The 22,902-nt window shown below is 62.3% G+C and carries 19 protein-coding genes; 12 read left to right on the top strand and 7 right to left on the bottom strand.

The window, feature by feature from the left end; translation table 11 throughout:
* The first annotated feature begins 127 nt into the window (after window positions 1-127).
* The 3 genes from AC6I99_RS17940 to AC6I99_RS17950 all read left to right on the top strand — a co-directional run bounded on the left by AC6I99_RS17940 (window position 128) and on the right by AC6I99_RS17950 (window position 3,134).
* Window positions 128-925, top strand: coding sequence for a DeoR/GlpR family DNA-binding transcription regulator (locus AC6I99_RS17940; RefSeq protein ID WP_216927051.1), 798 nt, complete (start codon window positions 128-130; stop codon window positions 923-925).
* A gap of 87 nt (window positions 926-1,012) precedes the next feature.
* The gene (locus AC6I99_RS17945; protein WP_497961417.1) at window positions 1,013-1,762 is read left to right on the top strand and encodes an ABC transporter ATP-binding protein; all 750 of its coding nucleotides are present in this window, start codon (window positions 1,013-1,015) and stop codon (window positions 1,760-1,762) included.
* Window positions 1,755-3,134, top strand: a complete 1,380-nt coding sequence (locus AC6I99_RS17950) for an FtsX-like permease family protein (protein WP_497961419.1) — start codon at window positions 1,755-1,757, stop codon at window positions 3,132-3,134. Before AC6I99_RS17945 ends, AC6I99_RS17950 begins: the two co-directional genes overlap by 8 nt.
* A 181-nt stretch (window positions 3,135-3,315) precedes the next feature.
* On the opposite strand, the gene AC6I99_RS17955 is transcribed toward AC6I99_RS17950, so the two are convergent.
* Both AC6I99_RS17955 and AC6I99_RS17960 read right to left on the bottom strand, forming a co-directional pair.
* On the bottom strand, window positions 3,316-4,335 hold the full coding sequence (locus AC6I99_RS17955; RefSeq protein WP_309925065.1) for a LacI family DNA-binding transcriptional regulator: 1,020 nt from the start codon (window positions 4,333-4,335) through the stop codon (window positions 3,316-3,318).
* A 14-nt stretch (window positions 4,336-4,349) separates the two neighbouring features.
* Window positions 4,350-5,549: a Gfo/Idh/MocA family protein gene (locus tag AC6I99_RS17960; protein ID WP_224088854.1), complete on the bottom strand. Its 1,200-nt coding sequence runs from the start codon at window positions 5,547-5,549 to the stop codon at window positions 4,350-4,352.
* Between the two features lie 202 nt (window positions 5,550-5,751).
* On the opposite strand from AC6I99_RS17960, the gene AC6I99_RS17965 reads away from it, so the two are divergent.
* From AC6I99_RS17965 to AC6I99_RS17980, 4 genes are all read left to right on the top strand, one after another.
* On the top strand, window positions 5,752-6,714 hold the full coding sequence (locus AC6I99_RS17965; protein ID WP_309925061.1) for a carbohydrate ABC transporter permease: 963 nt from the start codon (window positions 5,752-5,754) through the stop codon (window positions 6,712-6,714).
* A 9-nt stretch (window positions 6,715-6,723) separates the two neighbouring features.
* Window positions 6,724-7,650 carry a carbohydrate ABC transporter permease gene (locus tag AC6I99_RS17970; RefSeq protein ID WP_224088856.1) on the top strand — a complete coding sequence of 309 codons (927 nt, stop codon included), beginning with the start codon at window positions 6,724-6,726 and terminating at the stop codon, window positions 7,648-7,650.
* A gap of 72 nt (window positions 7,651-7,722) precedes the next feature.
* The gene (locus AC6I99_RS17975) at window positions 7,723-9,072 is read left to right on the top strand and encodes an ABC transporter substrate-binding protein (RefSeq protein WP_224088857.1); all 1,350 of its coding nucleotides are present in this window, start codon (window positions 7,723-7,725) and stop codon (window positions 9,070-9,072) included.
* 102 nt (window positions 9,073-9,174) lie between these two features.
* On the top strand, window positions 9,175-11,343 hold the full coding sequence (locus AC6I99_RS17980) for an alpha-galactosidase (RefSeq protein ID WP_497961421.1): 2,169 nt from the start codon (window positions 9,175-9,177) through the stop codon (window positions 11,341-11,343).
* A 52-nt stretch (window positions 11,344-11,395) separates the two neighbouring features.
* On the opposite strand, the gene aroQ is transcribed toward AC6I99_RS17980, so the two are convergent.
* Window positions 11,396-11,860: a type II 3-dehydroquinate dehydratase gene (aroQ, locus tag AC6I99_RS17985; RefSeq protein ID WP_497961422.1), complete on the bottom strand. Its 465-nt coding sequence runs from the start codon at window positions 11,858-11,860 to the stop codon at window positions 11,396-11,398.
* A gap of 51 nt (window positions 11,861-11,911) precedes the next feature.
* Window positions 11,912-13,096, bottom strand: coding sequence for a MarP family serine protease (locus AC6I99_RS17990; RefSeq protein WP_497961423.1), 1,185 nt, complete (start codon window positions 13,094-13,096; stop codon window positions 11,912-11,914).
* A gap of 235 nt (window positions 13,097-13,331) precedes the next feature.
* On the opposite strand from AC6I99_RS17990, the gene AC6I99_RS17995 reads away from it, so the two are divergent.
* A complete protein-coding gene (locus AC6I99_RS17995; RefSeq protein ID WP_011775987.1) occupies window positions 13,332-14,009 on the top strand; it encodes a Crp/Fnr family transcriptional regulator in 678 nt (225 codons plus the stop codon).
* A gap of 134 nt (window positions 14,010-14,143) precedes the next feature.
* Here the strand turns inward: AC6I99_RS17995 and AC6I99_RS18000 are convergent, their stop codons facing one another.
* Genes AC6I99_RS18000 through sp36 form a run of 3 tightly spaced genes read right to left on the bottom strand, consistent with a single transcriptional unit; the run spans window position 14,144 to window position 15,767 of the window.
* A complete protein-coding gene (locus tag AC6I99_RS18000; RefSeq protein ID WP_224165315.1) occupies window positions 14,144-15,055 on the bottom strand; it encodes an NUDIX hydrolase in 912 nt (303 codons plus the stop codon).
* Window positions 15,056-15,072: 17 nt separating this feature from the next.
* Window positions 15,073-15,609 carry a RidA family protein gene (locus AC6I99_RS18005; protein ID WP_224088861.1) on the bottom strand — a complete coding sequence of 179 codons (537 nt, stop codon included), beginning with the start codon at window positions 15,607-15,609 and terminating at the stop codon, window positions 15,073-15,075.
* A gap of 2 nt (window positions 15,610-15,611) precedes the next feature.
* Window positions 15,612-15,767 (bottom strand): Sp36 family protein, encoded by a 156-nt coding sequence (gene sp36, locus AC6I99_RS18010; RefSeq protein WP_011775990.1) that lies wholly within the window; start codon window positions 15,765-15,767, stop codon window positions 15,612-15,614.
* Window positions 15,768-15,804: 37 nt separating this feature from the next.
* On the opposite strand from sp36, the gene AC6I99_RS18015 reads away from it, so the two are divergent.
* The 4 genes from AC6I99_RS18015 (at window position 15,805) to AC6I99_RS18030 (ending at window position 22,865) form a co-directional block, all read left to right on the top strand.
* Window positions 15,805-18,102 carry a transglycosylase domain-containing protein gene (locus AC6I99_RS18015; protein WP_309925049.1) on the top strand — a complete coding sequence of 766 codons (2,298 nt, stop codon included), beginning with the start codon at window positions 15,805-15,807 and terminating at the stop codon, window positions 18,100-18,102.
* 2 nt (window positions 18,103-18,104) lie between these two features.
* Window positions 18,105-19,052 carry a metallophosphoesterase gene (locus AC6I99_RS18020; protein WP_497961424.1) on the top strand — a complete coding sequence of 316 codons (948 nt, stop codon included), beginning with the start codon at window positions 18,105-18,107 and terminating at the stop codon, window positions 19,050-19,052.
* A 184-nt stretch (window positions 19,053-19,236) separates the two neighbouring features.
* Window positions 19,237-21,036 carry an ABC transporter ATP-binding protein gene (locus AC6I99_RS18025; protein ID WP_497944440.1) on the top strand — a complete coding sequence of 600 codons (1,800 nt, stop codon included), beginning with the start codon at window positions 19,237-19,239 and terminating at the stop codon, window positions 21,034-21,036.
* The gene (locus AC6I99_RS18030) at window positions 21,033-22,865 is read left to right on the top strand and encodes an ABC transporter ATP-binding protein (protein WP_497944439.1); all 1,833 of its coding nucleotides are present in this window, start codon (window positions 21,033-21,035) and stop codon (window positions 22,863-22,865) included. The genes AC6I99_RS18025 and AC6I99_RS18030 overlap by 4 nt, the downstream gene beginning before the upstream one ends.
* The last annotated feature ends 37 nt before the right edge of the window (window positions 22,866-22,902 follow it).

Genomic DNA, 22,902 nt, shown 5'->3' on the forward strand with positions numbered 1-22,902 from the left:
CGCCGTCGTGCGTTCAAAAGGATCGTGACGACGCCGCGACGGCATTTGCCACCCCGCAGCAGCGTCGCGTCCTAGACTGGAGCCAGAATCAGCCTCATGTTTGATGAGGCTCTCCAGAAAGGCCCTGATGCTTCAGGCAGCACGCCACTCCGCCATCATCGATGCCGTCCAGCGCGAGCGCGTTGTGCGGGTATCGGACCTCGCCCAGCTGTTGGGAGTCTCTCCCATGACCGTGAGGCGCGATATCGAAGCCCTCGAGGAAACGGGCCGGGTGGAGCGCATCCACGGCGGGGCCAAACTTCCCGGCGATGCCAGCACCCACGAGCCCGGCTTTGAGCTCAAGTCCACACAGCTGACCGCGGAAAAGCATGCCATTGCGGTCGAGGCTGCCTCGCTGGTCCACGAAGGCATGGCGATCGGGCTCAGCGCAGGAACCACCACATGGGCGTTGGCGCAGGAGCTCGTCCATGGTCCCCGGATCACAGTTGTCACCAACTCCGTGCGGATTGCCGATCTCTTCCATCATGGGTCTTCATCAGGGCCGGCCCGGTTCGGCTCCACCGTCATCCTGATTGGCGGCGAGCGCACGCCGTCGGACGCGTTGGTGGGGCCGATTGCGACGTCCTCGCTCAAGCAGCTTCATCTGGATGTCCTGTTCCTTGGTGTCCATGGCATGGACGCACAAGCCGGTTTCACCACCCCCAACCTGCTCGAGGCCGAAACGGACCGGGCGTTCATGGCATCGGCCCGCAGCACTGTGGTCCTGGCCGACTACAGCAAGTGGGGCGTAGTGGGCATAGCCTCCATTGCCCAGTTGGAAGAAGCCGACGAGCTCATCACCGATTCGAACCTGGGTGAGGATGCCCGCCGCGTACTCGCCGAGAATGTTGCGAAGCTGAGAATCGCGGACGTCCAGGCCAAGTAGGCTCTCATACCGCGGGTGGAGGCCTGCCCGGGGAGTTCAACCAGTGGGCTGACGCCGAGGGATTGGGCCTTTGGGGATGCTGGATTCATGAACGCCATCCTCCACGCCCAGCAACTCACCAAGCACTACCCCGGCAATATCGCGCTCGACCACGTGGACTTCGCCGCAATCGCGGGTGAATCCATTGCAATCATTGGGCCGTCGGGTTCCGGTAAGACCACCCTTCTGCACTGCCTGGCCGGGATTTTGAAGCCCGACGCCGGTACGGTCACCTTGAGCTCGGCGGCCGGACCGATCCGGTTGAATTCCCTCGGAGATGGGGCGCTTTCGCGTCTCCGCCGGGAGGAATTCGGTTTCGTCTTCCAGCAGGGCATGCTGCTCCAGGAACTGACCGCCCTTGAGAACGTGGCTTTGGCGCTGATGCTGAACGGCACCGATCGGACTACCTCCGAGGCCCGTGCGGCGGAGTGGCTGGCGGCCCTTGGCCTGGCCGGCATGGAACAGCGCAGGCTCGGTGAATTGTCCGGCGGGCAGGTCCAGCGGGTGGCCATCGCCCGGGCCCAGGTCACAGGGGCACGGATCGTCTTCGCCGACGAACCCACAGGTGCCCTGGACTCCGCTACCTCAAGTGAAGTTCTGGACGTGTTGCTTCAATCCGTCGCAGCCAATGGTCGGACACTGCTGGTGGTCACACACGATCCCAACGTGGCAGCACGCTGCCAGCGCGTCGTTGAGCTGCGTGACGGCCGAATCGTAGCGGACACTGGCTGTGCTGTTCCCGCTCCCAGCCAGCCGGCTCCCGCAGTCACGGACTTCAAGGGTGCGTTCAATGTCTAGCCTTGCCCTTGCCCTTCGCCTCAGCCCGTACCTTTCCCGGGGCAGCAGCCTTCGTCAAACCGGGCTGCACCAAACCAAACTGCGCGACGCCGGGTTGCCTGTTCTCGCGTTCGGCACCGTCACGGCACTCCTCTTAACGGTGGCCGGCGGTTCCCAAGTCTTTTGGTCCTGGTCTGATGACATCGCGGGCACCTACCAGGCGCTGGCCGTCGTCGCCATGGTTTTGCTCGTTATACCGCTGCTGACGCTCGGTGCCTCTGCAGCGCGACTCGCCGCCCGTCGTCGTGATGACCGCTTGGCCACCCTTCGCCTCTTGGGCGCCAGCAGTGCCACGGTCATGTGGATGACGATCATGGAGTCAACAGTCCTGGCGGCAATCGGGGCCGTGGCGGGCGCGGGACTGTACGCCTGCGCGGCGCCGTTCCTCGGGCTGATCCAGTTCCGTGGACAGGCGATCGGCAGCCATGCCTGGTTGTCCGTGCCGTCCATCCTGGCCTGTATCCTGGCGGTTTGCCTGCTTGCCGCAGCGAGCGCTGCGCTTGGCCTGCGGAAGGTGGTACTCACGCCGCTGGGCGTGCGGACCAGGCAAACGGCCGACGGCGCCCACTGGGTCCGCGGTGTCATCGCGGCTGTGGTGGTGGTGTTCGGAGTTGTGGCCATGGGCATGCTCAGCAGCTTGGGCGCGTTTCTGGTGATTATCGCCGTCATGGGCAGCTGCTTCGGACTTGCGCTGCTTGCACTGAATCTGATGGGGCCATGGGTCCTGCGGCTGCAGGCGTCATCGCAACTCAAGAGGGCAAGGCGTCCCGAACAACTGCTCGCTGCCCGGACAGTCCTGGAAAGTCCAAAGGAATCGTGGCGACAAGTTGGGGGCGTCGCGATGACCAGTTTTGTGGGAGTGTTCGTGGGCGTCGGCATGGCGGTCGCGGACACGATGGGCGGCAGCACGTCGGATGAAACCACGCTGCTGGTGCGTGATATGAACACCGGCGTGATGATCACCCTGCTGGGCTCATTCCTGATGGTGGCCTGTTCCTCGGGCGTGAACCAAGCCGCCGCCGTGCTCGACCGCGCCTCCACCCTCGTCGCCCTGGACCGGGTAGGGATGCCGCAGAAACTAATGGTGGCTGCACGCGTCAGGGCAGTGATGTCGCCGTTGCTCCTTGTGGCGGGCATCTCTGCGGCCGCAGCAGCAGCGTTGGTTCTCCCACTGGCGGGTCCTGCCTTGTTGACCCGGCCCGTGGTGTTCCTGACCGTCGGTGCAGTTTTTGCGGCCGGTTTCCTGTTGGTCCGGCTTGCCCTGGCCGCGGGCACGGCGCAGATCAGCCAAGTACTCGCCCGGCCCGAACGCTACGCCAACATGGACTCGTAACCCCCGATGCTCTCTCACATCGGGGCCCTTTTTGACGGACGCTCTCTCACATCGGAGCCTATTTTGACCGATGTTCTCTCACATCGACCGGCAGGATGTGAGAGAACATCGGCCCTCCAGACGGCAGGAAGTGAGAGAACATCCGCACCAACACGGCAGGATGTGAGAGAACGTTGGATGCTTACTTGCAGCCGCAGGACTGGCGCACGATCAACTCGGTGGGCAGGATGCTGTGCTGCAGTGCCTCTCCCCGGCCCTCCCCCACGAGCGCCCGAACAGCGGCTTCAGCCATGGCCTCAACGGGCTGGGCCACAGTGGTCAACGCCGGCCAACTGTATTCGGAATCAAGGGAACCGTCGAAGGACACCAAGGCAATGTCATCAGGCACCCGAACGCCCGCCTCGTGGAGGGCGCGGAGGATTCCGATGGCTTGCATGTCGTTGCTGGCGAAAATTGCCGTGGGTCGGTTGGCCATGGCGAGGAAACGCTTGCCTACCTCGTAGCCTCCCGGCCTGCTGAACTCGCCATGAAGCATGGGGCCATCCGGCAGTCCAGCGTCACGCAAAGTTCGAAGCCAGCCCACTTCACGCCCGTCGAGCTGGTTACCTGTGTTGGTTCCTATGGCCAGGCCAATGTTTGTGTGGCCGTGGCCTATGAGGTGCTCGACGGCGGCCCGGGCGCCTGCTTCGAGGTCCACACCTACGCTGGTAAACCCTGGGGGCGAACCGGCATTGTTCAGCAACACCGACGGGATTTCCGAGGCTTCAAGGTCGGTCAGGTCGGGGTCGAACACACAGCTGGCCAGGAACACTCCGTCCACTTGCCGTGCGGCAAGGTTGCGGATGTTTTGGCGCTCTTTGGCCAGGCTGCCGCCGGAGTTGGTGAGGACCATGCCGTAGCCAAGTTCTGCCGCAGCATCTTCAACAGCGTGGGCGAGCTGCGAGAAAAAGGGGTTGGTGTTGTCGGGAACAATCACGCCCACGGTTTCGCTTGAGCCCAGCTTCAGAGCCCGCGCTGCAGCGTTGGGACGGTAGCCGAGGATACGGATGGCGTCACGCACTTTGGCTTCCGTCGCCGGGGCCACGTTCTTGGGCCCGCCGTTTACAACATAGCTCACGACGGCGGTACTCACCCCGGCGTACCGGGCCACGTCCTTGCGTGTAACCGGTCCGCGCGGGGTTTGTACTGCCGAAGTTGTCATGAGGTAAATGCTAGCTACAAGGAGGGAGCGTCGCCGAAGTCGCGGATAGGAAGGCGTTCGCCACCGCGGAGGGCGGATTCGTGGGCGACGATGCCGGGCAAGGTGAACCGGGCGGCAACCCAGGCGTTCACGGGCGGCAAGGTCCTGTTGTTGACCGCAGTGACAAAATCGTCCACCAGGAATTGGTGGCTGCCTTCGTGTCCGTTGGGCGCCCCGAGGAATTCTTCCGGAAGCCGTGATTGGTCGTGCACGGGTGCCAGGCCTGAGATGAAGGCGTCCCGCAGTTCGGGTGCGACGTCTGCGAGGGACGGGTCGTCCGCTGACATGGTCGGTTTGGTTTCCACCTGCTCAGACACGTCTTGCACAGAAGATTTGTCCTGCCACACCGTAGTGGTTGCGAGCTGCTCGAAACTGGCTTCCGTGCCAAAAAAGCGGAAACGGGATTCGCGTAGATGCGAGGGATAGCCGACCCTTCGCATCTCGTTGGTGCGCATCGCACCGCCGTCGTTCATTTCGAACAAGGCCGTAGCATTCGAGAAGTCGTTGGCGAACATGCTGATGTCCTTGTCGAAGACGCCATCGCCGCGATCGTCCTTGACCCCAATGCAACTGACGCTGACGGCGTGGGCTGGCACTGCGCCGAGGACGCCGCCGATGGCGTGGGTCGGGTACAGCATGGGCGGGTAGCTCGCCGTTTCCTTCCACCGTTCGCCACCGCTGTACTGGTAGGCCTCGTAGAAACCCAGGTCCATGTCGTGGACGTAGTCGCCTTCGGTGTAGAAGATCCGGCCAAACTTCCCGGCCGCATGCTGTTGGCGGGCGAAGACTGTTGCAGGGTTGTAGTAGCTGGTCTCCCCCATGGCGTAAACAAGCTTGGTGTCGCGCACGGCTTGGATGATCCGTTCGATTTCGGCTTCGGAGATCGCCATCGGCACGGCGGAGTACACGTGCTTGCCGGCGCGCAGCGCCCGCTCGACGAGGGGTCCGTGAGTCCACCGTTGCGTGAAGATGGCGACAGCATCGACGTCGGACTCCAGGAGTTCTTCAAAACTTCCCAACACGCCATCAAGGCCCCAGCGTTCCTGAGCCGCCGTGGCTCGCTCCGGTAGTTCATCCACCACGTAGACGGCACTGACGCCGGGGTGGAGCTTGAAGAGGTGCGCGAACTGGCTGCCGAATTGCCCGACACCTAGAACACCGATCGAAAACGTCATCGTTTGCCTTCCCTGAAGCTGACTCGGCAGCAGTTTGTTGTGACCTTTAGTGGGTTCGCTTGAGTCTTCCATTGCGATCTACTCGAGTCAACAGATTGGACATAAACGAACAAAAAATCCCAAAAAGGTTGCACAAACTAAATCTACTCGTGTAGATTCTATCCTAGTTGTTATTCACATCACAGCTAGGAAAGGGTCGACGATGACCACGCTAACCAAGCAACCCGATCCGGGGCTCTCCGTCCCCGGGGGGCCCCGAAAGTCACGGAAACGGGGAAAACCGTCCGACGGCTTCCGCGGCATCGGGGACCTGAAGGTCGCTCTCTTCTTCATCGCTCCCGCGATGGTCGGATTGATCCTCTTCTACCTCGTGCCGACCATCCGGGGCATCTACCTGAGCTTCACCGAGTACAGCATCCTGGGTGACCCGGAATGGATTGGTGCCAGGAACTACGAACGCATAGCCAAGGATCCGCTGTTCTGGAACGCCCTGGGCGTCACCTCTGAATACGTCGTGATCAACATTGTCCTTCAGACGGCGTTGGCCCTGGGCCTGGCAATCCTGATGCACCGGGTGGCAAAGTCCACCCTTATCCGCGGTGCACTCCTGATGCCCTATCTGATGGCCAACGTCATCGCGGCCCTGCTGTGGTTCTGGATGCTTGACTACCAGATCGGAATCATCAATCAGGTCATCGAATGGACCGGGCTGCCTCGGGTGGCCTTCTTCGGCAGCGAGCAATGGGCCATCCCCACCCAGGCGCTCATCAATACCTGGCGGCACATGGGCTACACAGCACTACTGATCTTCGCCGGCCTGCAGGCCATCCCCAACAGCGTCTACGAGGCTGCAAGCATCGACGGTTCCAAGGCCGTGAGCACTTTCTGGCGGATCACTCTGCCGCTGCTGCGCCCGGTCCTGGTGCTTGTCCTCGTTGTGACCGTGATCGGTTCCTTCCAGGTCTTCGACACCGTTGCCGTCACCACCGCTGGCGGACCTGTCAACGCGACCCGCGTGCTGCAGTTCTACATCTACCAACGCGCGTTCAACGAACAGGACTTCGGCTACGGATCCGCCCTGGCCGTCATCCTCTTCCTCATCCTCGCCATCGTTGCCTTCATCCAAATGAAGTTCCTCCGCGGCAACCAGTCTGACCTGGATTAAGGACACGCCATGACCACTCTTGCCTCCCACAAGAACGGCGCCCGCCGTCGTCCTTCCAGCCGCCCCTTCAACTGGCGCCGCGCCATCGCCTTGACCCTTCTCGCCGTTGCCATCGCCGTGAGCATCCTGCCCTTCTACTGGGTGCTTCGCACGGCCCTGTCCTCCAATGGATCCCTCGCAGCGAACTCCGGCAACTTGTTGCCGGCCGACTTCAACCTAGGCGCCTTCAAGCGGGTCTTCGGCCTCCAAAGTGCCTCCGAAGCCATCGCAGAAGGCGGCTCCGGTGCCTCGATCAACTTCTGGCAGTACCTGTGGAATTCGTTGCTCTTCTCCGGCATCACCACAGCCTGCGCCGTGTTCTTCAGCTCGATGGCCGCCTATGCCTTCTCCCGGCTGCGATGGAAGGGCCGCGACGCCGTCTTCTCCCTGTTCCTTGCCACCATGCTCGTCCCGCCGATCTTCACCGCCCTGCCCAACTTCCTGCTCATCAAGAACCTGGGCCTGTTGAATTCCATGCTCGGGCTCGTGCTGCCTTACCTGTTCATGACCCCGTTCGCGATCTTCTTCATGCGCCAGTTCTTCCTGAACATGTCCCGGGAAGTCGAAGAGGCGGCCATGCTCGACGGCGCCAAGCACTGGCGGATCTTCTTCCAGATCATCATGCCCAACGCGGCCGCACCGATCGCGACCCTGGCACTGCTGACCTTCATGGGCCAGTGGAACGAATACTTCTGGCCCCTGCTCGTGGGCACCTCCGAAGAATCCCGGGTGCTCACCGTGGGTCTGGGAGTCTTCAAATCCCAGTCCCCGCAAGGCGCACCGGACTGGTCCGGGCTCATGGCCGCAACGCTCGTGTCCGCCACGCCCGTGCTGATCCTCTTCGCCATCTTCGGCAAACGGATCGTCAACTCCATCGGCTTCAACGGCACCAAATAGCTTTCTCCACCGCACTCCCGCGGCACCGGCATGTGCCGGACCGCACCCCATCCCGTCCTGAAAGGACACACCATGATGAACAAGAAGGCATTCGGCGCTGTCGCCGTAGCAGCAGCCGCCGCTCTCGCCCTGTCCGCCTGTTCGGGCGGAAGCGCCGGAGGAGATGCTGCCAAGGGCGAAATCAGCTACTGGCTCTGGGACGCCAACCAGCTCCCCGCCTACCAACAGTGCGCCGCGGACTTCACCAAAGCCAACCCAGACATCACCGTCAAGATCACCCAGACCGGCTGGGATGACTACTGGTCCAAGATCACCAACGGCATGGCCTCCGGCACCGCGCCGGACGTCTTTACCGACCACCTGTCCAAGTACCCGGACTTCCTCAAGACCAAGCAGCTCGTGGCACTTGACGACGCCGTCACCAAAGACAAGGTAGAGCTTTCGCAGTACAACGAGGGCCTCGCCGACCTCTGGGTGGGCCAGGACGGCAAGCGCTACGGCCTGCCCAAGGACTGGGACACCATCGCACTGTTCTACAACCAGAAGATGGCCACGGACGCCGGCATCACCCCGGAACAGATGGGCTCCCTGAACTGGAACCCGCAGGACGGCGGAACGTACGAGAAGGCGATCGCCCGCCTCACCGTGGACAAGAACGGCAAGCGCGGCGACGAAGCAGGCTTCGACAAGAACAACGTTGCCGTCTACGGATTGGGGCTGCCAGGCTCCGACGCCGAGAACGCCGGCCAGACGCAGTGGAGCTACCTGTCCGCCACCACGGGCTGGACCACCACGGACAAGAACCCCTGGGGCACCCACTTCAACTACGACGACGAGAAACTCCAGGACACCATTGACTGGTGGGCCTCACTCGCTGCGAAGGGCTACATGCCCAAGCTTGAAACCACCGTGGGCGCCAACGCTGCCGATAGCTTCGGCGCGGGGAAGGCTGCCATCAACAGCAATGGTTCCTGGATGATCGGCCAATACACCGGCTACAAGGGCATCGACGTCGGCATCGCCCCCACCCCTCAGGGCCCCGACGGCAAGCGCGCCTCCATGTTCAACGGCCTGGCCGATTCCATCTGGGCCGGCACGAAGAAAAAGGATGCTTCCATCAAGTGGGTCGAGTACCTCGGCTCTGCCGCGTGCCAGGACGTCGTCGCTTCCAAGGCCGTCGTGTTCCCGGCCATCACCACCTCTTCCGAGAAGGCCGCTGACGCCTTCAAGGCCAAGAACGTGGACGTCAGCGCCTTCACCCAGCATGTGAAGGACAAGACCACCTTCATGCTCCCCATCACGGACAACGCCGCCAAGGTTGCGGGAATCATGAAGCCGGCCATGGACGCGGTGATCGCCGGCAAGTCCCCGGCCAGTTCCCTTACGGCCGCCAACGAACAGGTCAACGCCCTCTTCAAGTAAAACCTCCCGTTGTGAGGCCTGCTCTGCGCTCTTTGACGCCCCGTTGGGACGCAGAGCAGGCCTCACAAGTCCATCACCATCTTTTGAAAGCGACTCATACCCATGCACCCGCTCCATCTCCGTTCCGCAGGTACCAGCCTGGTGATCAGCACTCATCGAGGAGAGGCCGAAATATCCCACTGGGGAGCAGACCTGGGCGATGCCCTTCCGGATCTTTCCATCCTCAATGAGCCCATCCCTCCTTCCTCGATCGATGCCAACGTACCGGCGGGGCTCCTCCCGCAGGCCTCCTCCTCGTGGCAGGGCAGGACGGGGTTGCGCGGACACCGGTTCACGGATGGAGTTCCCGGGCATGACTTCTCCGTACGTCTGCGGGCGGTGAGCGCCACCGGGGACGGGGGGTCGGCGGTGATCGTTCAATCAGATCCCGACGCCGGCATCACCGTCACGAGCAACCTCAACTTGCACCCGGGTGGGCTTTTGGAACTGCGGCACACCGTCACCAACGATGGCACGTCGCCTTTCCAGGTGGACGAATTGGCAACGATGCTCCCGGTGGCACCGGACGCCGTCGAGCTTTTGGACCTTACCGGCCGTTGGTGCCGCGAACGGCACCCACAGCGCAGGGCCATCCAGCAAGGAACCTGGGTCCGCACTGGCCGTCACGGCCGCACTGGGCACGATTCCTCGCTGCTGCTCGCGGCAGGAACCGCAGGCTTCGGCAACCGGCACGGCAAAGTCTGGGCCACGCATTTGGCGTGGAGCGGAAACCACGAGCAATTTGCTGACAGCGTGGCCGATGGCCGCACCATGATCGGCGGTTCCGAACTCCTTGGTCCCGCAGAAGTAGTGCTGCAACCCGGCGAAAGCTACACGACGCCGGCGTTGTTTGCCGCCTACTCCGACCACGGTTTGGACGGCATCAGTGAAGCGTTTTACAGCTGGTTCCGGTCGCGCCCGCACCACGTGGACGTCGCTGCAAAACCAAGGCCAGTGGTCCTCAACACCTGGGAAGCGGTGTACTTCGACCACAAACTGGACACCCTGATCGAGCTGGCGGAATCGGCTGCAGACCTTGGCGTTGAGCGTTTCGTGCTCGACGACGGGTGGTTCCGCGGACGCCGGGACGACCACGCCGGGCTGGGTGACTGGTACGTCGATGAAACCCTTTGGCCAAGCGGCCTGACGCCATTAATTGATGCAGTGACTTCGCGCGGGATGGAGTTTGGCCTATGGGTTGAACCGGAGATGGTGAACCTTGACTCCGACGTCGCCCGCGCCCACCCCGAGTGGATCGTTGGACCTTCTGCCCTGTCCTTCAAGGACGGTGGCCGGCTGCCTCTCGAATGGCGACACCAGCACATCATTGACCTCGTGAACCCCGAAGCATGGCAGTACGTTTTTGATCGGATTGACAGCCTGCTGCGTGAAAACAACATCAGTTACCTCAAGTGGGACCAAAACCGGGACCTCGTGGAGCACGGCCATGCCGGCCGATCGTCCGTGCATGAACAGACCCTTGCCGCTTACCGGCTCTTCGATGCCCTCCGTGCAGCGCACCCGGGCGTCGAGATCGAAAGTTGCTCCTCCGGTGGCGCCCGCATGGACCTTGGGATCCTGGAACGCACCGACCGGATCTGGGCCTCGGACTGCAATGACGCGTTGGAGCGGCAAACCATCCAGCGCTGGACCGGAATGGTGATTCCCCCGGAGCTGGTAGGCGGACACATCGGACCCACCACCTCGCACACCACGGCCCGGACGCATGATTTGTCGTTCCGGGCCATCACGGCGCTTTTTGGCCATTTCGGCATGGAATGGGACATCCGGGAAGTCCAGGGGGCTGAGCGTGAGGAACTCAAGCGGTTCATCACCCTGTACAAGGAGCACCGGGGGTTGATCCACAGTGGACGGATGGTGCGGGCCGATGTGCCGGACGAGTCCATGATGCTGCACGGCGTGGTGGCTGATGCTCCAACGTCCGGTGCCACGGCTGCTCTGTTCGCCGTGGTGAAGACCCGGACAGGCTTTAGCGAACTGCCCGGACGGGTGACCATTCCGGGGTTGGATCCTGCCCGCTCATACCGGGTAGAAGCGATCTTCCCAGCACCCGGGGATGCCGACTACGGGCACACGTTCACTGAGGCAAAGCCAGCGCCGTGGGTGGCGTCCGGGGCTGAAGCTTCGGGACGCTTCCTGGGCGAGGTGGGCCTTCCGATGCCCGTCTTGAACCCGGAGCACGCGCTTTTGCTGCGGTTCACTGCCCTGTAGCCCTCTCTCACGTCCTGACGGCTCCCCGGGAACCCTCGTCACATCCGCCCGGCTATACCGTTTCAGCCAGGTAATCAATGGCCAGCTTGTACCCGAGCACGCCCGCGCCCACGATGATCGCGTTGCACACGCCGGACAAGTAGGAGTGGTGCCGGAACTCTTCGCGCTGATGAACGTTGGTGATGTGTACTTCAACGGCGGGCAGCTGAACTGCGGCCAGCGCGTCACGAAGTGCCACCGACGTGTGGGTGAAGGCACCGGCGTTGATGACGATTCCCGACGCCGTTCCGCGTGCTGCATGGATGGCGTCGAGGAGGTCCCCTTCGTGGTTGGACTGAACGCAGTCCACCGTGAAGCCATGCGCAGCCGCCGCTGACATTGCCAGCTGCTCGACGTCGGCGAGCGTGGAAGTGCCGTACTTCTCGGGCTCCCTGGTGCCCAAAAGGTTAAGGTTCGGTCCGTTGATCACAAGAATGGTGCCGCGACCAGCTTCGGTGGCGGGAGTGGCTTCAGTCATGACTCCCAATCTATTAGGCGACGGGAGAATGTCCGGGAATTGCCCTCAAAGTTACTTGCGTGTGCACTGCCCGGGCGAAACCGGCGCACTAAGACCTGGAGCTTGGGCAGCCACCGGCTGGATGTCCTCCATGGTGAGTGCGAAGCCAACCGCAGCATCAGTAGTGGTCTTGGCAAAGATCAATCCGGCTACCTGCCCCTGCATGGTGAGCAGCGGCCCTCCCGAGTTACCGGGTTGAACGTCGCCCGCAAGCTTGTAGACCAACTCCGGAGAGGGATTGCTGCCATAAATATCAGGAACAAGAATGGTCGAAATTCCTTGGACGGTTGCCGGTTTGGACTGGAACGGACCTCCATGCGGGTAGCCGGCAAAAGCTGCAGGGCTGCCGGCGGCCAGGTCTGGACTCAGCTGAAGCGGGTCCGATGAAAGTCCGTCCACGGCCAAAACCGCGATATCCCGCTGGGAGTCGAAGTAGACCACCCGACCCGGCAACGCGCCGCCGTCGGGAATCTCGACCACCGGCTGCGACACGCCCGCCACAACGTGCGCATTGGTCACGACGCGCCCGGGCGCCACCACAAATCCGGATCCAGTCTGGTTCTGGCCGCATTCAAAGGCCGTGCCCGCGATCTTCAGGACGGACTCGGCGGCCTGGTTCAGGGCTGGAGTGTCAGTGGACTCGTTGGGAACCGGAACCGGCGTCGCTGGGCCGAAGCCCTCAATCAGCTTGGGAATACCGTCGCCGATCACCGTTGATCGCAGTTGTGCCATCGTGGTTTTCACCGGCGTCGGCGTCAACGAATCGATGTATCGGATGACGCGCGACTGGGCCAACTGCTGTGAGACAAACGGCACACCAAGCGAACTGATGCTGAACGCCAGCATGGACATCACCAGAGCGGCAACCACCACGCTGACAAGGCCGCCAATCAACCGGTCAGCGGCGTGCAACGGCTTGATCCGCACAGCATGGCGGACTTTTCGCCCGATCATGGTCCCCAGCCCATGGCCCAAAGCAATGAGCACGACGGCGGCACCCACCGTTGCGGTCAGCCTCCAACCGCTGTCGCTCACCCAGCCGCTCACCAGTGGAACAGCCATGAATGCAGCAATCGCGCCGACCACAAAACCGGCAATTCCACCCAGTGTCACCAGGAAGCCATTTCGCAGGCCATAGATCAGGTAGGACAGCAGCATCAAGATCAATGCCAAATCCAAAATCGTCAAGCCAAACACCAATGCTCCTCGTAACCGGGTAGCGCCAATTGTAGATGGGCACCCTGACAGGGAACCGTTAGTCCCATCACGATAAGGGGTCGCTCCGAGCGTTCAAAGGCACGGCAAACAAGGCCCGATAGGGGCAAAAACCGCGCCGTTTCAGCGTTTCGCCTGCCAAGTACGTCACAGAAGCTTAAAAATTCTGAAACAATGGCTGGAGCGCCACGACCGAAACTTATATTCAGGAGATTTCATGGACATCGAGGTATTGCGCCGCGCACCCCTCTTCGCCACCCTTGACGACGACGCATTCCGCTTGCTGACGGACGAACTCACCGAGGTGGACCTCTCACGCGGGGCTTCGGTATTCCGCGAAGGCGACCAGGGTGACCAGCTGTACTTCATCGTTTCCGGCAAGGTAAAGCTCGGCCGCACCTCCCCCGATGGCCGCGAGTCCCTGTTGGCCATCCTCGGCCCGGGAGAACTCTTCGGCGAAATGGCGTTGTTCGACCCCAGCCCCCGCACCGCCACGGCCACCGCCGTCTCCGAAACGCGCCTGGCAGGATTGAAGAACGAAAGCCTCAACGCGCTGCTCCGCACACGTCCCGAGGTTTCCGCGCAGCTGTTGCAGGCCCTCGCCCGCAGGCTCCGCCGCACCAACGATTCCCTGTCCGACCTCGTTTTCTCGGACGTCCCGGGCCGCGTCGCCAAGGCGCTCCTGGATCTGGCTGACCGCTTCGGCCGTCCGGCCACCGACGGCGTCCTGGTTGCCCACGAACTGACGCAGGAAGAACTCGCCCAGCTGGTGGGCGCTTCCCGCGAAACCGTCAACAAGGCACTGGCCGAGTTCGTCCAGCGCGGTTGGCTGCGCCTGGAAGCGCGCGCCGTCGTCATTCTGGACATGCAGCGACTCCGCCAGCGTTCGCGCTAGTCCTTACAAGAGAGCCGCTCCGGTGATGAACCGGGGCGGCTTTTTTCGTCGGGATGTGAGAGAGAATCCGCCAAAACCCGTCGGGAAGTGAGAGCGGATCCGTCAAAACCCGTCGGGATGTGAGAGCGGATCCGTTAGCGCTCCCGCTGCGGCTCTCCGGCTACAGTCCTGGCGGCTTCGACCTCGAGCATGAGAATTCCGCCCTCGTCCACCAGTTTGGGTTGGTACACGTGGGCTTTGCGCTTGTAGCTCAGGTAGGCGATGCAGCCGTTTGCGTGGGCCATTTTTTCGAGCATGATTTCGGACCCCGGGACCAGGAGCTGGCCGAGGGTGAGTCCGACCGTGTTTTCCTGGGCTATTTCGTCACCGAGGGCCGTGGTGTCGCGGAGGGCGATGGCTTCCGCGGCGCACACCCAACGGCCCCAGACTCCCTTGCTGCCCAGGATGCTCGGCTGCTGGTTCACGGGGACCGTGGCGGCAAAATAGCGCGTGTTGAAACGGGTATGCGCGAAGTCGGGGCTGAGCCAGTTGACCAGGGGCTTCAGCAGGTCCGTGCGCAGTGAAAGGCCACGCTTGGCGAGCACTTCGCTGAAGGACTTCTCCTGGCTGGATACGGCTTCCCTGGCTTTCATCCATTCCACCGTGGAGTTGGCCTCCACGGTGGAGGAAGCGTCGGGGCCGGCAAGGAGGACGCCGGTTTCCTCGAAGAGTTCGCGGATTGCGCCCACCACGTGGCGGCGGGCGAGTCCGACGTCGTCCGTTCCCATGTGCTCAGCCCAGGACTGCGGTGAGGGACCCAACCAATCGATGGGGTCGTCGTCGGACGGGTCCAGGGATCCGCCGGGGAACGCGACGACACCCAGCGGCGAGGAGCCTGGCCTGTAACCAAGCCAGGTCTCCAGACCGGTGGGTGAGTCCCGCAAGAGGACGACGGATGATGCGTAGCGGGCGGCCCTGGGGGTCCGCTCGCCGAGCTCAAGCCAGTTTCGTGCCGCCCCTTCGAGTGCCGGGGGGAGTGCGAACAGGCGGCGGGCAAGCTGCGGCAATTGGGTGAACCGGTTCCTTAGCTGAATTCAGCGATGAGCTCGACTTCGACGGGAGAGTCGAGCGGCAGGACGGAAACACCGACGGCGGAGCGTGCGTGCTTGCCGGCGTCGCCCAATACCTGGCCGAGAAGTTCGGAGGCACCATTGATGACTCCGGGCTGGCCGGTAAACGTGGGTTCGGATGCAACAAAGCCAACTACTTTGACGATGCGGGTGATGCGGTCGAGGTCGCCGATGACGCTCTTGACGGCAGCGAGGGCGTTGATGGCACAAACAGCGGCGTAGCGCTTGGCATCCTCAGGATCGACGGTTGGTTCATCGGAGGTACCCAACTCGCCGAGCGAGACCTTACCCGTAGCTTCGAGTTTGCCATTAATAAAGGGCAGCTGGCCGGACGTGTAAACGTAGTTGCCGGAGACGACCGCCGGCACGTAGTCGGCAACCGGCGTGGCGACCTCGGGAAGGGTCAAGCCGAGCTCGGCGAGACGCTGCTCAACAGCCGACGTCGGAGCGCCGGATTCCGCGGCAGACGTGGTTTCTGCGGGGGTTGTCATGATTACTGCTTCTCCCTCTTCAGGTATGCAACAAGGCCTTTGCCATCGGGTCCACCGACGACCTGGACAAGCTCCCAGCCGTCCTCGCCCCATTGGTCCAGAATCTGCTTCGTGGCGTGAATAATGAGCGGAATCGTGGCGTACTCCCATTTGGTCATGACAGAAAGCCTAGCCCTTGCCGGTAAAGTGGAAAACATGGTGACTCGCAAGAACCCCATATTCGACACTGCCACCACCCTCGGAAAGATTCTAGGTTTCCTTGGCGTGAGCGCGATTTGTGGCGTCCTGGTGGCGGGCCTGTTGGTCCCCGCAGCCGCCGTTTCGGGCAGTGCCGCAAGTGGTTCCATCCAGTTCTTTGACACTCTGCCGGCGGAGCTGCAGGTGGATCCGCCCAGCCAGAACACGACGATTCTGGCGAAGGACGGTACGCCGATCGCCTCCATCTACGCGGAGAACCGTACCAAGGTTCCGCTGGACCAAATGAGCCCGTTCATCAAGGACGCTGTCATCGCCATCGAGGACAGCCGTTTTTATGAGCACGGCGGCATCGATACCACCGGCATCATGCGAGCCATCGTGAGCACCGCCCGCGGCAACAAGCAGGGCGCGTCCACCATTACGCAGCAATACGTTAACAACGTCATCAATGAGTCGCTTGTGGCCTCCGGCAAGGACGAAGACGTCAAGCTGAACGGCCTGAACAAGGGCGTCGGCGATAAGCTCCGCGAGATGAAGCTGGCCATCGCCCTGGAGAAGAAGTTCTCCAAGGAGCAGATCCTTGAGGGCTACCTCAACATCGTCTTCTTCAACCGTGACGCGTATGGCATTGAAGCTGCCTCCAAGTTCTTCTTCAGCACTACTGCGAAGGATCTGACACTTCCGCAGGCAGCCTTGCTCGCTGGTTTGGTGAACAGCCCGTCCGCCTTCGATCCGATCACCAACCCGGATAACTCCAAGAAGCGGCGCGACCTCGTGCTGGCTGCCATGGTGAACCAGGGCAAGATCTCCCAGGCTGAGTACGACGAAGCGGTAGCCACCCCTGTCACCACCAAGGTCACTCCCGCACGCCAGGGTTGCGCGTACGCCACCATGGCTCCGTATTTCTGCGACTACGTGCTCCACTTGCTTTTGAACAACCCGGCGTACGGCGAGACCTCGGACGAGCGCGAAAAGCGGGTGATGCGCGGCGGGCTGACCATCCGCACCACCCTTGATCCCACTGCGCAGACCGTTGCCCAGCAGCAGGTTGATGGGACAGCCGGCGCCAACCCGGACAAGTGGGGTGCCTCGATCGTCTCGGTCCAACCGGGTACCGGCCAGATCGTCAGCATGGCCCAGAACACTGTCTGGCTCCCCCAAGAGGGCAAGTTCGATCAGACCCAGAACTTCAATGTGGACGTCCTCGATGCCGAGGGCAACGACCTCAATGGCATCGGCGGTTTCCAGCCCGGTTCTACGATGAAGCCGTTTACGTTCGCTGAGTGGCTGAACGAGGGCAAGTCGATGAATACGACGATTAATGCTTCGGTTCGCAGGTACCCCCAAAACTTCCGGTGGCGGAATACCTGTCCTGCACCCACTGTTGGCTGGTACGACGCCACCAACGGCACTTTCGACCTGCAGAACTCGGATGAGGGCTACTACAGAAACATGACGGTCCTGTATGGCCTCATGAACTCAATTAACACCGCCACCTTTGCATCGGCTTCCCAGCTGGACCTGTGTGGCATCCAGGGCATTGTCGATGCCACGGGCATCCACGGCGGCCTGCCTGCACGGGATGACACCGGCAAGATCACGGATCCCAACCCCAAGGTGCCCATGACCACTCTGGGTAACCTCATTGGTTCCACCCAGACTGCACCTCTCACCATGGCAACGGCGTTCGCCACGTTCGCTGCCGATGGCAAGTACTGTGCGCCAATCGCGATTACTTCGGTGAAGGACCAGTCCGGCGCCGATCTCCCGGCGCAATCCTCCAACTGCAAGGATGCCGTCAAACCTGAGGTTGCCCGGGGCGTGGCGTATGCCATGGGCAAGGTTCTGGACGAAGGCTCGGGATCCCTGATCAGGCCCGCCCTCAACTCGAGGAACTTCCCCGTAGCCGCCAAGACCGGTACCAACGACACCAACGGTTCCACCTGGGTTGTCGGCTACACCACCGGGTTGGCAACGGCTTCCTGGTTCGGTGACCCTTTGGGTGACCAGAAGCGACCGGGCCGGAACCTGACCGTCAACGGCAAGTTCTACCAGTCGATCGACGGTTACATGATTGCTGGTCCGCAGTTCACCAACTACATGCTGGCCGTTGCCCCTGCATATGGCACCAACCCGTTCCAGGCGCCCCCGTCCAACCTCCTCGGAGGCCCCGCTCCACAGCGCAGTACCGCCCCGGCACCTACGCAAAACAATCCCGCCCCGCCGGCACCCCCTACCAACACTGGCGGCAATAGCGGCAATGGCGGCAACGGCAACGGCCCTGGCAAGGACTAACCGTGCAGTTCCCTGATTCCCTGGCAAACCGCGTCCGCACTATCGGGCGCGGTTTCGCCGTCACCACTGCCCTCGGTGCCACTGCCGGCGCGGCAGCTGCTGCCTACGGTTGGTGGGAAAAGGACCAGTTCGGGGTCCGTCATGAGACTCTCCCCATCCTCCCCGAAGGGTCGGAACCGTTCCGCGTACTGCACCTGAGCGATATCCATTTCGTTCCCGGACAGGACAAGAAAACCCAGTGGCTGCAGTCTTTGGTGGATTTGAAGCCCGATCTTGTAGTCAACACCGGAGACAACCTCAGCCACGAACAGGCCGTCGATCCACTGATCAGCGCGCTCCGGCCTCTCATGGAATTTCCCGGCGTCTTCGTCCCGGGCTCCAACGACTACTACGCACCCAGGATCAAGAACCCTGCGGGCTACTTCCGCGGACCGTCGAAGCTCAGGACCGATCCCATCAAGCTCGACTGGCCCAGATTGCGGTCTGCTTTCGGCATGGGAGGCTGGATCGACCTCACCAACCGTGCGCAGTCGGTGGTGTTGAACGGCCTGCGTTTCGATTTCTCGGGCGTAGACGATCCCCACTTGAAGCGCGAACGCTATGCCGGTTGGCCCCGCGGCACCGTGAACCAGGATGCCCGCCCTCATTTGAGGGTCGCCGTCATCCATGCGCCGTACCAGCGCGTCCTGGACCACTTCACCGAAGCCGAGGCAGACCTGATCTTCGCCGGACATACTCACGGTGGCCAGATCTGCCTCCCGGGTTACGGCGCTCTCGTCTCCAACTGCGACCTGCCGACATGGCGGGCCAAGGGCCTCCACGACTGGGAAAGCGACGGGTTCACGACGCCGGTGAACGTCTCAGGCGGCATTGGCACCTCGCGCTACGCCCCGGTCCGGATCGCGTGCCGCCCGGAAGCGGTCCTGCTGACACTCACGGCCCGCAGCTAATCGCCGCGCGCAGCTAAAACGCCGCGCGCATCTCAACGCATGGACCATTACGAATCCCAATAACTGGGGAACTTTCCACATACCAAAGTGTGGTCCTGTGAAACGAATCACGGCATGGCATAGGGTAGTTGCTACGGGAAACTACCTCCGCACCATCTGAAGATCCAGCTGTTGAGAAGCGGGCATGTCCAAACAAACGTCATTCTTCACATCCGTCGGCCGCCTGTACCCTCATGTGCGGCCCATCCTCCCCCGGCTTTTTATGGGCCTCCTCTGTGCACTGCTCGCCAGCATCGTCGCGCTGACCATCCCCCAGGTGCTGCGTGTATTGGTCAACACGTCGCTTCAACCCGGGGGTGACCCAGGCGCTGTCTGGGTTGCCGCCGTCGTGATTCTTGCGCTTGGTGCGGCCGAAGCCGGACTGGTGGCCTTGCGCAGGCAGTTCGTGATCAACCCGGCCACGACGGTTGAGACGAGGATGCGAGTATCGCTGTACGGTCACCTCCAGCAGCTCACAGTGTCTTTCCATGATCGCTGGGGCTCCGGCCAGTTGCTGTCCCGCGCCATGACGGACTTGAGTTTTCTGCGCCGCTGGATGGCGTTCGGCGCGATCATGCTGGTGGTCACCACTTTGACAGTGATTATTGGCGTCGGAGTCATGTTCTCCATGAGTTGGCAACTGGCGTTGATCTTCCTCGGCGCGGCTGTGCCGATCATGGTCAATTCGTTCCGCTTCCGCCGTCGCTTCAGCCGGGTCACACGGCTCAGCCAGGATCAGGCGGGCGATCTTGCTACCACCGTGGAAGAGTCCGTCCACGGCATCCGCGTCCTGAAGGCTTTCGGCCGCAGCCGCGAAGCGCTGAAGAATTTCAACGGCCAGGCAGAAGAGCTGCGGCAGACGGAGATTGCCAAGGCGAAGCAGCAAGCCGGCTTCACGCTGGTGGTCACGTTGCTGCCTGAGTTGGCACTGGGCGTCGGACTGGTGGTGGGCATCATGCTCGCAGCAAGCGGACAGTTGAGTATCGGCTCGCTGGTTGCGTTCTTCGCGACCGCCGCCGTGGTGGCCACTCCCGTGGAATTTTCCGGCATGCTCCTGGCCATGGCACTGACTGCCAAGACTGCACTGGACCGCCACTTCGAAGTCATGGATACCGAGAACACCATCACTTCGCCGGATCATGCCGAGGTGCCGGCAACGGTGACGGGAGCCTTGCGCTTTGAGCACGCGGGCTTCGGATTCGACGACGGCGGGACGCTCCTGCACGACATCACCCTGGACATTCGTCCGGGCGAAACCATGGCGCTGGTGGGCATCACCGGCAGTGGCAAGAGCGCCCTGCTCCAACTGGTCCCCCGCCTGTACGACGTCACGGAAGGCTCGGTGACGATTGACGGCGTGGACGTCCGCGACTACGACATCGAGGAACTCCGACGCATCGTGGCGGTGGCTTTCGAGGACACCACGTTGTTCTCAAGCTCGGTACGGGACAACGTCCTGCTCGGCGCCGCTGAGCCCAGCGAGGCCGCCCTTGATGAAGCTTTGGACGTCGCCCAAGCCCACTTCGCGTACTCTTTGCCGGACGGTGTCGACACCCTGATTGGTGAGGAAGGATTGAGCCTTTCAGGTGGCCAGCGGCAGCGCATTGCCCTCGCCAGGGCCATCGCTGCGAAGCCAAAAGTCCTGGTCCTGGACGATCCTCTTTCGGCCTTGGACGTCAACACTGAGGAACGCGTGGAAGCAAGGCTGCGCGAGGTACTTCACGAGACAACGACGCTGATCGTCGCACACCGGCCTTCGACCGTGGCATTGGCGGACCGCGTGGCATTGCTTGAGAACGGAACCATCACCGCAGTCGGAACCCACACGGAACTGTTGGCCGAAAACGCCCACTACCGCTACGTCATCGCAAGCCTGGATACCGGTCCCCGAGACCTGGACAGCGAACTGGACGAGCTCGAAGACGCCGAGGAGGCCCGCCGGTGAGCGCCACAACCTTTGGAACCGCCAACGAGGACAACACGCTCCTGAGCAAAGCCGACAGCAAAGCAGTACGACGCCGGTCACTCGCCTTGCTGGGCTCGCTGATCCGCCCGGTGCGGTTGCGTTTCTGGATGACGATCGTGATGGTGGTGGTTTCGCAGCTCACGCGCGTTGCAGGGCCGGCCCTGATCGCCTTTGGGATCGACACCGCCTTGCCCGCATTGCAAGCCGGTGACAATGGACCGTTGGTGCTCGCCGGTGCTTTGTACTTGGCTGCGGCCGTTGCCACGGCTGCCATGACGGCCCTCTACGTAACGTCCACAGCCCAATTGAGCCAGGCCATGCTGCTGGACCTCCGGGTCCGCGTCTTCAGGCACACCCAGCGGTTGAGCCTTGAATTCCATGAGAAGTACACGTCCGGCCGCATCATCGCCCGTCAAACCTCGGACCTCGAAGCGCTGCGGGAATTGCTGGACTCCGGCGTAAGCTCCCTCGCGTCGGGCATGCTGTTCATGCTCTTCACGGCCTTCACGGTATTTGCCTTGGACTGGCGCAGTGGATTGATCATGCTTGCGGCGGGTGTGCCCATGTTCTTCCTCGCGCGCTGGTACCAAAAGCATTCACAGATTGCCTTCCGGGAATCCCGCGTGGTTTCGGCGCGGTTGATCGTGCACTTCGTGGAAACCATGACCGGTATCCGTGCAGTGAAGGCGTTCCGCAAGGAGCGTGAGAACGCTGACCGCTATGGCGCACTGGCTGAGGACTACCGCAAGAACACCGTCCGCTCCATCAACCTGAACGGCATCTTCCAGCCGGGACTGGTGCTGATCGGCAACGTGTGTGTGGCTGCAGTCCTGTTGTTCGGCGGGTTCAGGGTGCTCAGCGGAGACCTCGCCGTGGGCGTCCTCCTGGCCCTCATCCTGTCCACCAAGCGCTTCTTCCAGCCGGTGGACCAGATGGCCATGTTCTACAACTCTTTCCAGAGCGCACAGGCGGCATTGGAAAAAGTATCCGGGCTCCTGGAGGAAGTGCCTACCGTCCGGCCTCCGAAGAACCCTGTGCCGCTGAACAGTTCACGCGGAGAGATCGACTTCAAGGGTGTGCAGTTCGGGTACAGCGATGGCAAGGTGGTCGTGCCCAAACTGGACCTGCACATTCCCGCTGGCCAAACCGTTGCCCTGGTCGGGCAGACAGGCGCCGGTAAGTCCACCTTGGCCAAACTCGTTGCGCGCTTCTACGACGTCACGTCCGGCTCCATCACTTTGGACGGAGTTGACCTTCGCGACCTCGCTACCACCGACCTTCGGCGGGCAGTGGTCATGGTGACCCAGGAAGCCTTCCTGTTCAGTGGCTCCGTGGCGGAGAACATCGCATTGGGACGACCTGAAGCTTCCCGAGCCGAAATAGAGGCTGCGGCTAAAGCAGTGGGCGCCCATGAATTCATCCTGAGCTTGCCCGAGGGATATGACACGGATGTCAATAAGCGTGGTGGGCGCGTCTCATCGGGCCAGCGCCAACTTATCGGCTTCGCCAGGGCCTTCCTCGCCGCGCCGGCCGTCCTGATTCTGGACGAAGCAACGTCGTCGCTGGATATTCCTTCGGAGCGGATGGTTCAGGCAGGGCTTGCGCATCTTCTGGAGGGTGTCGCCGGCCAGAATGCTGCCCGCACTGCCATCATCATCGCCCACCGTCTCTCCACTGTGGAGACAGCAGACAGGGTGCTGGTGGTCCACGACGGCAGGATTGTCGAGGACGGAACACCGGCCGAGCTGATCACCGGTGGCGGCCGGTTTGCGCGGCTTCATGGTGCATGGAGGGACTCGCTCGTGTGAGGAGCGACACCGCCTTCTCGATTTCGCATCCCGCAGC

This window comes from Arthrobacter sp. TmtSoilC77, assembly GCF_059739415.1.